Origin of the sequence: Sphaerisporangium rhizosphaerae, assembly GCF_042665155.1 — a bacterium.
Classification (GTDB): domain Bacteria; phylum Actinomycetota; class Actinomycetes; order Streptosporangiales; family Streptosporangiaceae; genus Sphaerisporangium; species Sphaerisporangium rhizosphaerae.
The window spans coordinates 268,995-284,015 of the sequence record NZ_JBHTCG010000002.1 but is presented as its reverse complement, the minus strand read 5'-3'; the positions used below and the strand labels follow the sequence as shown (position 1 = coordinate 284,015).

At 71.9% G+C, this 15,021-nt stretch carries 12 protein-coding genes; 7 read left to right on the top strand and 5 right to left on the bottom strand.

Going from position 1 to position 15,021, the window contains the following annotated elements; translation table 11 throughout:
• Nucleotides 1-25: 25 nt before the first annotated feature.
• Genes ACFQSB_RS03940 through ACFQSB_RS03930 form a run of 3 tightly spaced genes read right to left on the bottom strand, consistent with a single transcriptional unit; the run spans nt 26 to nt 4,397 of the window.
• Complete coding sequence (locus tag ACFQSB_RS03940) at nt 26-2,539, bottom strand: polynucleotide kinase-phosphatase (RefSeq protein ID WP_380824257.1); 2,514 nt, start codon at nt 2,537-2,539, stop codon at nt 26-28.
• Nucleotides 2,532-4,103 carry a 3' terminal RNA ribose 2'-O-methyltransferase Hen1 gene (locus ACFQSB_RS03935; protein WP_380824256.1) on the bottom strand — a complete coding sequence of 524 codons (1,572 nt, stop codon included), beginning with the start codon at nt 4,101-4,103 and terminating at the stop codon, nt 2,532-2,534. Before ACFQSB_RS03935 ends, ACFQSB_RS03940 begins: the two co-directional genes overlap by 8 nt.
• Nucleotides 4,104-4,163: 60 nt before the next feature.
• Nucleotides 4,164-4,397, bottom strand: coding sequence for a hypothetical protein (locus ACFQSB_RS03930; protein WP_380824255.1), 234 nt, complete (start codon nt 4,395-4,397; stop codon nt 4,164-4,166).
• 347 nt (nt 4,398-4,744) lie between these two features.
• Here ACFQSB_RS03930 and ACFQSB_RS03925 point away from each other — a divergent pair, with 347 nt between their 5' ends.
• Nucleotides 4,745-5,620 (top strand): helix-turn-helix domain-containing protein, encoded by an 876-nt coding sequence (locus ACFQSB_RS03925; protein WP_354919617.1) that lies wholly within the window; start codon nt 4,745-4,747, stop codon nt 5,618-5,620.
• 56 nt (nt 5,621-5,676) lie between these two features.
• Here the strand turns inward: ACFQSB_RS03925 and ACFQSB_RS03920 are convergent, their stop codons facing one another.
• Complete coding sequence (locus tag ACFQSB_RS03920) at nt 5,677-5,886, bottom strand: DUF397 domain-containing protein (protein ID WP_354919614.1); 210 nt, start codon at nt 5,884-5,886, stop codon at nt 5,677-5,679.
• Nucleotides 5,887-5,992: 106 nt separating this feature from the next.
• Between ACFQSB_RS03920 and ACFQSB_RS03915 the strand changes: the two genes are divergently transcribed.
• The 5 genes from ACFQSB_RS03915 (at nt 5,993) to ACFQSB_RS03895 (ending at nt 12,803) form a co-directional block, all read left to right on the top strand.
• Complete coding sequence (locus ACFQSB_RS03915) at nt 5,993-7,054, top strand: AfsR/SARP family transcriptional regulator (RefSeq protein ID WP_380824253.1); 1,062 nt, start codon at nt 5,993-5,995, stop codon at nt 7,052-7,054.
• Nucleotides 7,051-9,258 carry a hypothetical protein gene (locus ACFQSB_RS03910; protein ID WP_380824252.1) on the top strand — a complete coding sequence of 736 codons (2,208 nt, stop codon included), beginning with the start codon at nt 7,051-7,053 and terminating at the stop codon, nt 9,256-9,258. The genes ACFQSB_RS03915 and ACFQSB_RS03910 overlap by 4 nt, the downstream gene beginning before the upstream one ends.
• Nucleotides 9,259-9,382: 124 nt before the next feature.
• On the top strand, nt 9,383-10,195 hold the full coding sequence (locus tag ACFQSB_RS03905; RefSeq protein ID WP_380824250.1) for a hypothetical protein: 813 nt from the start codon (nt 9,383-9,385) through the stop codon (nt 10,193-10,195).
• Nucleotides 10,192-11,460 (top strand): OmpA family protein, encoded by a 1,269-nt coding sequence (locus tag ACFQSB_RS03900; RefSeq protein ID WP_354919603.1) that lies wholly within the window; start codon nt 10,192-10,194, stop codon nt 11,458-11,460. Before ACFQSB_RS03905 ends, ACFQSB_RS03900 begins: the two co-directional genes overlap by 4 nt.
• 11 nt (nt 11,461-11,471) lie before the next feature.
• A complete protein-coding gene (locus tag ACFQSB_RS03895) occupies nt 11,472-12,803 on the top strand; it encodes a hypothetical protein (RefSeq protein ID WP_380824249.1) in 1,332 nt (443 codons plus the stop codon).
• Nucleotides 12,804-12,878: 75 nt separating this feature from the next.
• Here ACFQSB_RS03895 and ACFQSB_RS03890 read toward each other — a convergent pair whose 3' ends face one another.
• Nucleotides 12,879-13,802 (bottom strand): LLM class F420-dependent oxidoreductase, encoded by a 924-nt coding sequence (locus tag ACFQSB_RS03890; RefSeq protein WP_380824247.1) that lies wholly within the window; start codon nt 13,800-13,802, stop codon nt 12,879-12,881.
• A 113-nt stretch (nt 13,803-13,915) separates the two neighbouring features.
• Between ACFQSB_RS03890 and ligD the strand changes: the two genes are divergently transcribed.
• The gene (gene ligD, locus ACFQSB_RS03885; RefSeq protein WP_380824246.1) at nt 13,916-14,881 is read left to right on the top strand and encodes a non-homologous end-joining DNA ligase; all 966 of its coding nucleotides are present in this window, start codon (nt 13,916-13,918) and stop codon (nt 14,879-14,881) included.
• Nucleotides 14,882-15,021 lie beyond the last annotated feature (140 nt).

Sequence of the window (15,021 nt, the reverse complement as noted above, 5' to 3'; positions counted from 1 at the left end):
CCCACCCGGGCGGGACGGGAGAGGGTCAGAGCCGGGGGTCGACCGGCTCGGACGAAAGGGCGAGGACGGCGAAGACCGCCTCGTGCACCCGCCAGAGCGGCTCGCCGCCGGCCAGCCGCGCCAGCGCCTCCATGCCCAGCGCGTGCTCGCGCAGCGCCAGCGACCGCTTCTTGCCCAGGAAACGCCCGCGCAGCCGGTCCAGGCCGCCGGTGTAGTCGGGCCCGTAGATGATGCGCAGGTACTCCCGCCCCCGCACCTTGACGCCCGGCTGCACGCGACCGGCCACCGGATGGGCGGGCTTGACCACCATGCCCTCGCCGCCGTCGCCGGTCAGCGACTCCCACCACGCGGTGGCCGCCTCCCGGGACTCCGCCGAGCCCGTCGAGACCACGACGTGCCTGGTCGGGGTGACGAGGTCGCCGGACAGGCGCCCGAGCGCGTCCAGGTGCCAGGCGTGCGGCTCCTCCGCCGCCGTCGCCCGCCCCTCCACCGCGAGGATCTGGAACGGGGCGAAGCTCACCCCCGAGAGGCCGGACACCGGCCGGCAGTACCGCGCGTAGGCGTCCCTGAACCGCGCCGCGTTGTCCGCGCGCGCCCGGGTGCGGTGCAGCAGGTCGCCCACGTCCAGCCCCCGCCCCGCCGCCGCGGCGAGCACGGCGACCGCCTCGGGCAGCGCGGCGCGCGCCGCGGCCCCCACCGACGCGTACTGCTCGCGGATCAGCCCGCCCGCCTTGGCCGACCAGGGCAGCAGTTCGCCGTCGAGCACGATCCAGTCGGTGCGCAGTTCCTCCCACAGACCCGCCGCCGACACCGCCGCCCGCAGGCCGTCCACCAGGCCCGCCATGAGCGCCGGGTCGTCGAAGAACGGGCGCCCGGTGCGGGTGTGCACCATGCCGCGCGTCCCGTCGCCGACTCCGAACCGGGCGGCGGCGGCCTCGGGCGTGCGTGCCAGGACGGCGATGGCGCGCGAGCCCATGTGCTTCTCCTCGCACACGACCTCGGCCACCCCGGCCTGGTGGAACTCCTCGAAAGCCTCGGCCGGGTGCTCCAGGTGGCCCTCCAGCGGCGAGGTGGCGGCCGGGGCCATGGTCGGGGGCAGGTAGACCAGCCAGCGCGGGTCCACCGCGAACCTGCTCATGATCTCCAGCGCGGCGGCGGCGTTCTCCTCGCGGATCTTCACCTTGCCCCCGGCGCGGGTCTCGACGTACCGGGTGCCCTGGACGTCGCCGATGTCCAGCACGCCGGGGTCGCGCAGCGTCCCCGCCTGGAGCGGGCGGACCGGCTCGTACCAGACCTGGCGGGCCGGGACGGCGACCAGCTCGCGCTCGGGGTAGCGCAGCGCGGTCAGCCTGCCGCCGAACACGCAGCCGGTGTCCAAGCAGATGGTGTTGTTGACCCACTCGGAGTCGGGGATCGGGGTGTGGCCGTAGACGACCATGGCCCGGCCCCGATAGTCCTTCGCCCACGGGTAGCGCACCGGCAGCCCGTAATCGTCGGTCTCGCCGGTCGTGTCGCCGTACAGCGCGAAGGAGCGCACCCGCCCGGAGGCGCGGCCGTGGTAGGCCTCCTTCAGGCCCGCGTGCGCCACGACGAGCCGGCCGCCGTCGAGCTGGTAGTGGCTGATCAGCCCGTCCATGAACGCCCGCGCCGCCTCGCGGAACTCCTCCGGCTCGGCGGCGAGCTGCTCCAGCGAGCGCTCCAGGCCGTGCGACACCGTGACCTTGCGGCCGTTCAGCGCCCGCACCAGCTTGTTCTCGTGGTTGCCCGACACGCACAGCGCCGTGCCGGCCGCGACCATGCCCATGACCAGCCGCAGCACGCCGGGCGAGTCCGGGCCCCGGTCGACCAGGTCGCCCACGAACACGGCCGTCCTGCCCTGCGGGTGGGCCGCGCCCACCGGCCGCCCTGCCTCGTCGCGGCGCAGCTCCCACCCCAGCTCCGTGAGCAGGTCCTCCAGCTCGGCGCGGCAGCCGTGCACGTCGCCGACCAGGTCGAACGGGCCGGTGAGCTCGCGGCGGTCGGTCCACGCCTTCTCGCGGACGACCGTCGCGGCGTCGATGTCCTCGCCGCGCAGCACGTGCACCCGCCGGAACCCGTCCCTTGAGATCTTGGACAGCGAGCGGCGCAGGTCCTTGCGCTGACGGGTGATCACGTGCGCGCCGAAGTCGCGGTCGGGGCGCAGGGCGTTCCTGGCCACCGCGACGTCCTCGGGCACGTCGAGCACGATCGCGTCCACCAGCACGTCGTGGCTTCTGGCGAGCTCGACCAGCCGTTTGCGCGCCTCCCACTGGACGTTGGTGGCGTCCACGACGGTGAGCAGCCCGCGCCGCAGGCGGGTTCCGACGATGTAGTGCAGCACGTCGAAGGCGTCCGGGGTCGCCGCCTGGTCGTTCTCGTCGTCGGCGACCAGGCCCCGGCAGAAGTCCGAGGAGATGACCTGCGTGGGCGGGAAGTGCTTGCGGGCGAAGGTCGACTTGCCGCTGCCCGACACCCCCACCAGCACGACCAGCGACAGCGCCGGGACGCTGATCTCAACCACGGCTGAACACCCCCATCTGCGTCGGCGGGCCCACCTCGGGGTCCGGTTCGCCGACCGGCCGGTACGCCACCTGGTAGCCGTACTCCCGGGCCACGGCCCCGGTCCAGGCGGAGAACTCCGCGCGGGTCCACTCGAAGCGGTGGTCGGGGTGCCGCATGCCGGTCAGGGACTCGTAGCGCACGTTGTACTCGCTGTTGGGCGTGGTGACCACCACCACGCCGGGCCTGGCCTCGCCGAAGACGACCCGCTCCAGCGCGGGCAGCCGCGGCGGGTCCACGTGCTCGACGACCTCCATCAGCACGGCCGCGTCGTACCCGGCGAACCGCGCGTCGGTGTAGGTCAGGGCGCCTTGGAACAGCTCCAGCCGTCCTCTGCGCGTCTCGGGCATCCGGTCGAGCCTGAGCCGGCGGGCGGCCAGGGCGAGCGCCCGCGCCGACACGTCGACGCCGGTGACCCGGGTGATCTCGGGCCTGGCCAGCAGCTCGGCGAGCAGTTGCCCGGAGCCGCAGCCGAGGTCGACGACGCTGCGCGCCCCTGCCTCGGCCAGCGCCTGGACCACCGCGTCCCGCCGCACCAGGTTCAACGGCCGCGCCGCCCCGCCCACCGCCGGTGGCGCTTGGGCGAGGGAGGCGTCGAAAACCGGCGCGTCCGCGGCCGGCCCGTCACCGGCCTGCCCATCACCGGTCGGCACGTCGGCGGTCGGCACGTCGGCGACCGGTGCGGTGCTGACCGGCGTCCCGGCGCCCGGTGCGTCCGCGGCGTCCAGGGGCGCGGTCTCGGCGGCCGGCTCCTCTTCGACGGGGGGCTCCAGGTCCTCCTCAACGTCGTCTCCCAGCTCGGCCAGGCGCGCGAACGCGGCGCGGGTCAGCCCGGCGCGGCGGCCCAGGTAGCGGCGGGTGATCCACGCGCGCTCCGGGTGCGTGGCCAGCCACCCCTCCCCCGCGCGGATCAGCTTGTCCACCTCGTCGGAGGCCATCCAGTAGTGCTTGGCGTCGTCGAGGACCGGGAGCAGGACGTACAGATGGTTAAGCGCATCGGCCAGCCGGACCGCCCCGCGCAGCGTGAGCCGCACGTACCGCGAGTCGCCCCACTCGGGGAAGCCCTCGTCGAGCGGGACCGGCCGCGCCTCCACCTGCCAGCCGAGCGGCTCGAACAACCGGTGCGCCACCTCCGGCCCGCCCCGGCAGGGCAGCGCGGGCACGACGACCTCCAGGTCGATCGGCCCGGCGGCCAGGTCTGGACGGGACGCGCAGTGGCCGGCGCGCGCGGTGCGGAAGACGTCGGCGAGCGCCACCGCGAGCATCGAGGAGGCCGCGTACGGGCGGTCGTTGACGTACTGGCCCAGGCTGAAGTCGGGCGAGGAGTGGCCGCGCGAGCGAACCAGGCGCACGGCGTCCACCTCGAGCAGCAGCGCGGCCGTGCAGCGCTCCTCGGCGGCCTCGGGATAGAAGACGCGGGCCACGCCGAACGACTGGCCGAACTCCTGCACCCGGCCGGGGTGCTTGTGGAGCAGGAAGCCGAGATCGGTGGCCGGCCGCGTGGTCGTCGAGATGGTCAGCAGCACGCTGCCCGATCTTCCCCCATTCGCGCCCCACCGGCCACCGATTTCGTTGACGCTGCGCGGCTACCGGCTTCCCCGTCGCTCCTTTCGCCCGCCGGCCTTCCGCCACGTGTCGTCCCCGCCGTTCCCGCCGCCTGCACGGCTCTGCCCGCTGAGCATCGTGATGGTGCGCCTCACCCGCCTCCAAGCGTCCAGAACCTCATCGACCTTGAGCAGAATGTCGCGCACCTGGGTCAGGACCAGCGTGAGGATCCCCGTCACGGCGATGACCACGAGCGTGGCGGCCTCCCAGGTCATCGGGCCGGGACCGGCCACGACTCCGACGGAGACCGGGCTGTCCGCCGGGTGACACCACCGTTGCCCTCCGGCCCCGCGCAGCCGCTCTGACAGGCGGCCGCGGCGCCCCGGACCGGGGCGGTCATCACACCCGCACCCTGCCCATGAATCAAATCGCATCGATTCACGATTCCTTCCTCCTCTCTTGACTCTGTGTCACCAGAAGATACAGCTTTGGAACGGTAGAAATCGCTTGACAACTCCGATCAAGCCTTGATCTAGTATGCATCCCAACGAATAGTCCCGAATCGCCCTGGTAACAAGATGTGGCGATTCATCCCGATATAGAGTGATTCAGGGGATCAAGAGTGGTTCACGAGTACGCGGAGGGCCCTGAAGGAGGGCGACGACGGCTGGGAGCTGAGCTGCGTCGCCTTCGCGACCTGGCAGGACTCTCCGGACGTGACCTCGCCCAGCGGATCGAGACCAGCCAGTCCAAGGTCTCGCGCATCGAGTCCGGCGCGGTGGTGCCGAGCCTGCCGGAGGTGCGGAAGTGGGCCGAGGCCGTCAACGCCACCCCAGAGGCGCGGGATCTGCTGCTGGCCCTGACCGAGAACGCCCACACCGACGTCCGCTCATGGAAGACCGAGCTTCGCGACCGGCCGCACATGCAGGACGAGGTGCAGGCCATCGAGACCGGCGCGCGGCGATCGTTCACCTTCCAGCCGTCGGTCGTGCCCGGCCTCCTGCAGACCGCCGAGTACGCCCGCCGGGTCTTCTCGATGTTCCAGGTGCCCTACACCCAGGAGAAGGCCGCCGCCGCGCTCGCCGTGCGGCTGGAACGCCAGCTCCTGCTCTACGACGAGAACCGGTCCTTTCACTTCCTGATCACCGAGGGCGCCCTGCGCTGGCGGCCGGGCGCGCCGGCGATGCTGGCCGCCCAGCTCGACCGCGTCTGCACCTTGAGCACGCTCAGCAACGTGACGATCGGCGTGCTGCCCCTCGGCGTCGAAGCGCGCGTGCCGAACTCCCACGCGTTCACCATCTACGAACCCACCGACGACGAGGCCGGTGAACAGGTGAAAGTCGAGACCGTCCATGCCGAGATCACCGCTCGCCACCCCGCCGACATCGAGCTTTACCGCAACCGGTGGACCATGTACGGCGAGTCGGCTCTGTTCGGCGACGACGCCCGGCGCTTCCTGAACGAGCTGATGGCCGAATTCCGGGGGACCGGCCGGTGAGGCCGGCCGAGGGGACCCTCCGGGGCCGGGTACGACCCGGCCCCGGAGGGGGGAGGTCACTGGACGTCGAACTCGCCCAGCTTGACGCCGATCACGAACGCGGCCCACTCCGCCTTGGTGTACCGGAGAACCGGCCCCTCGGGGTGCTTGGAGTCGCGGACGTAGACGTCCTCGCCGTACTGCGCGACCTCCACGCACGTGCCACCCTCGCACGCGGACGCGGTCTGGAACCTGATTCCGCGCATCCCACGCTCGGTCTCGCTCATTTCCGACCTCTTCTCTTTTCGATTCCCGCGGCCATTCCGCCGGTCACGGGAACAGAGGACCAAGGCCTTCTGTAAGCCGCCGAGGATGATCTGGAGTTCGGCTGAAATGAATCTGGAAGTCAAAGTCCTCTCCACCGTCGAGGTTTCCGTGGACGAGCGGAAGGTGTCTTTCGGAGATCGCAAGCAACCTCTCGCGGCGGCTCTGCTGGCGTTGGAACCCGGGGTGGTGCGGCGAGAGACGCTCACCACGTCACTATGGGACGAGGAGAAGGACCCTGACAAAGCGCGGCCGCTTCTGGATACCTGCGTTAAGGGCATCCGGAAAGGGCTCGACGACGCGGTGCCCGGGGCGGGGAAGCTGCTCATGACCCATCGCTCCCTGGGCTATCAGCTGAAGGTCCATACGGAGAATGTCGACTATCACCGCTTTCGCCAGCTCTCGGCGGCGGCCAAGGCCGCCGTCTCCTTCTCTTCCGAAGAGGCCGTCGAACTCGGCGGGCGGGCCCTGGCGGAGTGGGGGCCGTCCAGGGCCGGCCTGAGGGGGCCGATCCCGTTCGGCGGATACTCCCCCTACTCCATGAGGGCGTGGACCGGGAAACTCCGCGATGAATACCGCCGAACCCTTCTCGGACACCTTCTGGCCCGGTTGAAATGCGGCCTGCTGGACGATCTGGCGCCAGAACTCGACCGATTGGCCCTGGACGAGGACGGCGCCGTCGACGAGGAACTGGCGCGGCACCGCATGGTGGTGCATTACCGGATGGGAGACAAGACCGCGGCCGTGAACGCGTTCGAGCACCTCCGCCAGGCGATGGAGGTCGCTCTGAAGACTTCTCCGAGTGCGCGAACCCTCGATCTGTTGGAGCGAATCATGAAGAACGACCGCACGCTTCGTCTCGTCAGGAACGAACAGCCTGCCGCCTCCTCCGGGCGGCCGGGCGGGGCGCCCGGCCAGACCGGCGATCCGCGCCACCGCACCGGCCGGGCGCCGGAAGGCGCCGGCGGGGAGCCCGCCGACCAGGACCCCGGCCCCGACCAGGACACCGGCCTCGGCGAGGTCCGGCGCCGCGGCGTCTTCGGGGACACCCACGTGACCGGCGCCCACGCCAGGGTCATCCAGCTGGGCGGCTCGCACGCCACCTACAACGAGGCACCGGAGCCGTCGTGAACGACCACGGCGCTCCGGCGCAGCAGGAGGCCCCGGAGGTCCCCTTACCCGAGCAGGCCGAGTCTTCGGGCGCCGAGCCTGTCGTCGCCGTCGGCGAGGACGGAGTTCCCGCGGTCGTGCTGGGCAAGGAGCCGAAGCCGGACGGCGAGGAGGGCCCCGCGGCCACCGAGCCGGAGGAGAAGCTGGAGGACGCCGACCCGGACGCCTCCGCCGCCGACGACGACGACGCCTACGCCGCCCGGATGGAAGGCCTGCGGAGCAGGACCCACGAGACCAACGTCCATGGAGAGCGGGCACGCGTCTTCCAGGCCGAGGAGCTCAACTACTTCGCGGGCGAGGTGTCCGCGCGGCCCCGGCATGGCCCGCTGGGGGCCGCGTTCATCACCAAGCTGAAGAAGACCTTCGCCAGAACGCCGGGCGCGGACCTGCTGTGCGAGGCCCTGGATCTGTCACCCGTCCAGTGCTACGTCGGCGAGCCCGGCGAAGGCCGCACCACCGCCGCCATCGCCGCCGCCATCGCCTTCCTGCGGAACAGAGGCCGCGCCGCGGCGGGCAACGTCCGCATCCTGGCGTCCGAGCGGGGCCTCGCGGCCATCGAGGCGGGGGCCATGCCGAAGGACTCCGCGATGATCCTCATCTTGGGGCCGGACGAGCCCGCGCCGGAGTTGTCGTGGCTGGCCCCGATCGCCGCGGAGCTTCGGCCGCTGGGCAGTGTCCTGATCGTCGTCACGGCCACCGAGCCGGTCGGCCCCGGCGTCCTGAAGTCCGACTGCATGGTGCGGCACGTGCCCCCCGCGCCGGAGGCGGTGTTCTCCCGGCACCTGTCCGCCAGGCTGGAGGAGTCCCGCACCCGGCAGATCCTCAAGTTGCCCGCGGTGAGCCGCCAGGTCCAGCGCTGCGCCTCCCCTCGCATGGCCGCCGCGCTGGCTGCCGATGTGCTGTCGGAGGTGCAGGGCGGAGTGCCCGACGACCGGTTGCTCGCCCGGAGGGATCCGGCCAAGGACCTGGAACAGGCGGCGGACGAGCTGCGCGGCCCCGAGCTGTGGCAGAAGAGCTTCTTGATCTGCTCGGCCGTTCTGCATCGGCAGGCGGCCGGAACCGCGACCCGTGAGGCGTCGCGGTTCGCCACGCTGCACCTGGCCGGCACCGGCAACGACGGCATGCGCCGGAGCGAGTGGTTCACCGGGCCGATGAGCGAATGGTCCAAGTGCGTAGAACTGGCGGGAGAGGTCTCGGGCGACGGGATGGGACGCACCGTCCGGCTCTCCCATGAGGAGCTGGAGACCTGGATCCTCCAGGTCGTCTGGCAGGACCACCTGGGCGAGCGCGACACTCTGGTGAAGTGGCTGGGCCCGCTCGGTCACCATCCCCGCTCGCCGGTGCGGGTCAAGGCCGCCCACGCCGCGGCGCGGCTCGCCTGCTACGACTTCGACGTCATCTCCCGCGAGGTCATCCAGCCCTGGGCAGGCGACGGCGGCTACCGCCCGCGCATGACGGCCGCATGGGCGCTGGAATGGCTCAGCGAGGGTCGGTTCGCCAGGAAGGCGCGGGGGCTGGTCCGCAGGTGGGCGCGCGAGGGCAACGTCCAGCTGCGGGCCACCGCCATAGCCGCCTACGGCACCCTGCTCGGCGCCAATGACCCCGACGAGGCGCTCAACGCCATGCGCGACATCGTCGGCGGCCGCATCCAGCGCTTGGACGGCCGGCGCGACTCCTCGATGGACCGTGCCGAGCGCGAGCTGCTGAGCATTGTGCAGCAGGCGCTGCTCAACGTGTTCCGGGACGGCGTCGAGGAGAAGATCGTCCACGAGCTGGCCGAGTGGACCCGGCTGCCGCACTGGCGCTGGCGGCAGGCGGCGGCGCGGTGCCTGCTGCGCCTGGCGCCCCGCAAGGGCAGGGACCGGGGCTGGCCCCGTCTGGCCGAGCTCGCCGTCGACCAGCCGTCCGTCCACGACGATCTCGTCCGGCTCTGGTGCAACGCGCTGAGCCGGGAGCAGGGCGATGAGAAGGCATGGGACGCGCTGCACCGCTGGCTCGTCCTGGCCGGCGCCCTACCTGACACCTCCCGTGCCCGCGTCGCGTCTCCGGGGCTCGACGGCTTGATGGACAGGCTGCTCGCCGGCATCAGGGCCGACGGTCCCTCGCTGGCCGCCAGCCTGGACTTCCACCTGCGGGTGTGGCGCTTCCGCGACGACCGACGCTAGACGACCACCACAGTCCGATCCCCCCGACCCCAATGGAGGTGGACCCGTGTCCGACCGTGACCATGATCCCTCCCAGCCCCGCAAGGGCCCCTTACGCCGCTGGTTATCCCGGGTGAGGCGAGCCATGTTCGGCGGCGAACCGCTCGACACCCGGACGCCGGCACCGCTGCTGCCCGTCACCTCGACCACGCGCAGGACCAAGAACTTCACCTTCCCCACGCCCGCCAAGGGCGACGCCTACGACTTCACCCTCGAGGTCGACCTGTGCCTGTGCGCCACGGGAACACTGCGCGACGAGGCGCTCGACACGAAGATCGACGCCCGCTTCGCCGACCTGAGGACCGTGACCCGGAACGCCGCCCGCTGGAAGGCCAGGGAGTTCCCGCCCTTCCGTCCCGGAGCCGCCGAGCCCGCGATCACCGCTGTCGTGCAGGCCGCCGTCGACCGGGCGCTGACCGACTCCCCCGACGAGGACGGCGTCGTGTTCGACTGCTCGGCTACCGTACGTGTCCAGATGGATTCCGCGATACGGGAGCTGCAGCGCCGCTCGGTCGCGGAGCAGGTGCAGTTCGAGGCCCGCTATGAGCTGAGCGAGCAGGCCGCCCAGCGGCTCGGCGAGCTGCGCGAGGTGTGGACGGCGTTCATCGCCGCGGGCCTGCCGAGGTGGGAGACCCCGTACGCCGTCCTCATGGCGCAGCAGCCCGCGCAGACCGCCACCACGCTGTTCAAGATGCGCGAGGACCGCCAGGAGGAGGCCCGGGGCCTGGTCGACACGGTCGTCCAGGTGGCGAGCGGGCACGAGCGCATGGACCTGCTGGAGTTCGCGCTCGCCTCCGACAGCGCGCTCAGCAAGACCTACGAGCTGCTCGGCATCGCCGAGCCCGAGCCCGGCCCCCAGAGCCGGTTCGACGAGCCGGAGGAGGCGAACGGCTCATGAGGAACGGCAGGCGGGGTGCCCTGCTCCTGGCTCTGGTCGTCTTCTGCGTCACGGGCTGCGGGGCCATGGAGCAGGCTCTGCTCGGCGACGGCTCCGGCACCGGCGCCGGCTCGCAGGAGGCCGCACCTGCGGCCGGACGCTGCGAGCAGTTGCTCAAGGTGCCCACGGGGATTCCCGACGTCACGAGCGTGACGGTCCTGCTCGTCGACGGCTCGGCGACGAGCTACACCCGAGGCGAGCCGCGCCGGCACCAGGACTGGGGCGCGCTGCTCACCCAGCGGTTGCCCGACGCCCCGAGGAACCTGGTCGCCGCGGGGGTCTTCGGCGGAGCGGTGGACTGGCGGATCGAGAAGATCACCCCCGGCGACAGCAAGGATGCGGCCCGCACGCACAACGACAGGAAGGACGCGCGCGCCTGCCTGTCCGGCGAGCTGACGGACAAGCTGGGTGCGGGCTCGGCCAAGCCGCAGACCGACGTGCTACGCGCGGTGACCACGGCGGCCCAGCAGATCGGCAAGTACGGCGACAAGACCCCCAAGACGATCATGGTGGCCACCGACGGGCTGAGCAACACCGGTTGCGCCGATCTGCGTGCCGCCGACATCGGCGACCATTCGGTGATTCCCGGCCTGGTGCGCGGCTGCCGGGCGGAGCTGCCGCAGTTGGACCGCAGCTACACGGTGCAGTTGATCGGCATCGGCAACCCGGCCGACGGCTGGTCCGACGTCAAGACGCCGCACCGGGTGTGGCTGCTGGAACTGTGGAAGCAGATGTGCGCGGCGACCGGGGCGAACTGTCCGAAACCGACCGCGGAGGCGCCGGCGGTGGCCGACGTGTCCGCCTCCGCCACGGCGCTGTCCCCCGACGCCGACGTCCGCATGCCCGGGCTGCGGATCACGCCGGGAAATCCCACCGTCATCACGGTGCCGGCGTCCATCCTCTTCGACGTCGACTCGGCACGGCCGGCGCCTCGCGCCCAGGACACCATGGGATCGGTCGTGGAGGAGCTGGACAAGCTCCGGTACCGAAGGGTCGTGGTGGCCGGTCACACCGACTCCACCGGATCTCCCGACTACAACCGGAGGCTGTCGGAGAAGCGCGCCAAGGCCGTGCTCAAGGTCCTGCGCGACCGCGGGATCACCGAGTCGACGGCCGTCTGGTACGGCTCGCGCAAACCCGCGTGCGCTCCCGAGTACAAGAACGGCACTCCCGATCGCGTCGCCATGGCCTGCAACCGGCGCGTCGAGATCATCGTCTACACCTGACCGAGGATCACATGAGCCATCCCTCTCCGCCCGCGACCTCTCCCGACCCCTTCTCGCAGTGCCCCTCGGGATGCGTCTGCGGCGTGCGCGAACTGGTCGCGCGGGCCGCCGACACCGGGTGGCGCGAGGCCGAGGAGATCGACGCCACCGAGATGCGGGCCATGTTGTCGGCCGTGCGCAGTGGCTTCGAGACCATCTGCCGGGATGGGCGCATCCCGGCACGGCGGCATGCCGCCTCCGACGCCTACGCCCGAGCCGACCGCCAGCTCAACCGGCTCGGCCTCATGCTCGCCACCGGTCACATGGGCGACACCGCCGCGCGGCTGGCGAGGGCGCAGAACGCCGCCGACGCCACGCCGCGGCGCGCCCGCTGGCTGCGCCGGGTGCGCTGGCCGGTCGTCATCGGCATCGGCATGTTCGACGTCTGGTACTTCAACCAGGTCTTCCGTTACCTGACCTCGCAGACCGGCGACGCCGACCAGGGCGGGGCGGGGGGAATCCTGCACATGTGGGAGCTGCTGGCCGCCATCGTCCCCGGCGTGGCCCTGGCCGTCATCATCGCCGCGACGGGCGAGATGATGCTGAGGCCGCTCGGCGCCTGGCGGGCGGCGGCCTTCCGGCGGCCGCCCGTCCGGCAGGGCAGGGCGGGCGCCTACCTCGGCGCGGCCGGCCGCTGGGCGTTGCGGCTCGCCTGGTGGTCGCTGCCGATCTGCTTCCTGCTCATGCTCCTGGTCGTCATCGGCACCTGGGCCGGGCTGCGCGCCAGGTACCCCACACCGCCCTCCGGTGGATACCCGATGATGTCGGTCATCCTGCTCATCGTCATGCTGTCGCTCGGCGCGATGGCGGTGAAGGTCGCCGCGTCGGACAAGGAGGCGGAGGACCTGGCCGTGGCCCGGCGGCGCCTGTGGTGGACCAAGACCGCCTACTCCTTCCAGTCCCGCCGGGCGGATCGGCTCATCGGGGCCTACGACTCCAGGTGGAGCGACCTGCGGACGCTGCGCGACGAGCTGATCGGGCTGCTCCGGCTGAAAATGATCTCGGCGTGGGAGGGCTTCATCCTCCGGGTGCGCAGCCTGCACCGGCAGACGGGCAACGTGGCCGTGGCCGAGGCGCGGAGCGGCCCGGGTCCCTCGCTGACCGGTCCCGAGTTCCAGGGCATCGCCCAGCCGCAGATGGAGGCCGGCCCGCTGCTCGAAGTGTGCCGCCTGGTGGAGGATCGGCACCCCGACCGTCTAAGGGAACGCAAGCGACTGCTGGACGAGACCTACGGCAGGCAGGTGACCGGCCGCGATGGCGCCCCGCCGGCCATCGGGCACCGGGCCCTGCCTCCGGCCTCATGAGAGGTTCGGAAGGGCGGTGGCATGGTGCGCCACCGCCCTTCCGGCTGAGAGCGGCACCAGGGTGGAGTCTGAGGCTCAGACGTGGGGCATGATGTCGGCGGCGACCAGTTCGAGGTGGTCGAGGTCGGACAGGTCGAGGACCTGCAGGTACAGGCGCTCGCAGCCGGCCTCGGCGAACGTCGCGATCTTGTCCAGGACCTCCTGCGGGGTGCCGGCCAGGCCGTTCTGCCGCAGCTCGCCGACCTCCCGGCCGATCGCCGCCGCCCTTCGTGCGAGCTCGGCCTCGTCGGCGCCCACGCACAGCACCTGGGCGGCCGACAGGACGATCGGCTCGCGTCCGGCCGCCGAGCACGCCTCTCGCACGCGGTCGTAGGCCGCCGCGGTGTCCCCCAGCCCGTGGAACGGCACGTTGTACTCGTCGGCGAAGCGGGCGGCCAGCCGGGGCGTGCGCTTCGCGCCGGTGCCGCCGATGATCACCGGCGGGCGGGGGCTCTGCGCGGGCTTGGGCAGCGCGGGCGAGTCGGCGACCCGGTAGTAGGCGCCTTCGAAGGAGAAGGTGTCACCCGGCTTGGTGGTCCACAGCCCCGTGATGATCTCCAGCTGCTCCTCGAACCGGGCGAACCGCTCGCCGAGCGGCGGGAAGGGGATGCCGTACGCGTTGTGCTCGGCGTCGAACCAGCCCGTGCCGAAGCCGAACTCGACCCGGCCGCCGCTCATCTGGTCCACCTGCGCGACGCTGATCGCGAGCGGTCCGGGAAGGCGGAAGGTCGCCGCGGTGACCAGCGTGCCGAGGCGGATCGTCGTGGTCTCCCGGGCCAGCGCCGCCAGCGTCACCCAGGAGTCGGTGGGGCCGGGAGAGGCGTCGCCGTCCCCCATGCGCAGGTAGTGGTCGGAGCGGAAGAAGGCGTCATATCCGAGCCGCTCGGCGGCCTGCGCCACGCGGAGCTGGTCCTCGTAGCCGGCGCCTTGCTGCGGCTCCGTGAAGATCCTTAATCTCATACGCCCATTATCCCGATGTCACCCGATGAATCTCCGGGGTGGGATAGGGGTTCGGACAGCCCCCACATCAGGGTAAGAAAACGCCCATGGGGGGACTTCCTACCTATACTCCGATGCTCGCCCAGCTAGGCACGCTGCCGCCGCCGGGCGACGACGCGAGCTGGGGCCATGAGATGAAGTGGGACGGCGTGCGCGCCCTCGCCTACGTCGAGAACTCCGCACTCCGGCTCATCTCGCGCAACGGCAAGGAGGTCACCGTGGCCTACCCCGAGCTGTACGCGCTGGCCGGCGCGGTCGGCGGCCACGACGTCGTGCTCGACGGGGAGATCGTCGCCTTCGACGACGCCGGCCGCCCCAGCTTCTCGGCGCTGCAGCCGCGCATGCACCAGCGCCGCGAGGAACGGGTGCGCAAGCTGGCCCGGACGATCCCGGTGACGTTCATGCTCTTCGACATCCTGCACCTGGACGCCGAGCCGGCGATCAACCTGCCCTACGTCCAGCGCCGGGAACTGCTGGAGGACGTGGTGGCCGCGGGCGCGCGCTGGCAGGTGCCCGCCTGGTTCCACGACGACGGCGCGCACGCCATGCGGCTGAGCCGGCAGCTCGGCATGGAGGGCGTCGTCGCCAAGCGCCTGCAGTCGCCCTACCGGCCCGGCCGCAGGTCGCCCGAGTGGACCAAGGTCAAGAACTTCCGCGCGCAGGAGGTGGTGATCGGCGGCTGGACGACCGGGCGTGGCCGCCGGTCGGCGACGATGGGCTCGCTGCTGGTCGGCGTCTACGAGGCCGGACGGCTGGTGTACGCCGGCAACGTCGGCACAGGGTTCACCGAGGAGACGCTGCGCGAGCTGGGCGAGGTGCTCGGCCCGCTCGGACGACCGGCCTGCCCCTTCGACGACCTGGTGCCCCGAGAGCAGGCGCGAGGCGCCCACTGGGTGGAGCCGGTGCTGGTCGGCGAGGTCCAGTACGCCGAGTGGACCCACGACCGGCGGCTGCGCCACCCGTCCTGGCGCGGCCTGCGCGACGACAAGCACCCCACCGAGGTCACCCGCGAAGGAGAGCCTCCCCAACTGGCGAGCTGACCCCCGCGGCGGTCGGGTGAACCGCGGGTCACGAACGCTCGGCCTCCCGGCCCGTCGATCCCCGGCGTCGGCCCGTCGCCGGGGCATGACGACGGGCCATGACGACGGGGGTCGCCTCGGTCCCGGCGGCGGTCTTGCGC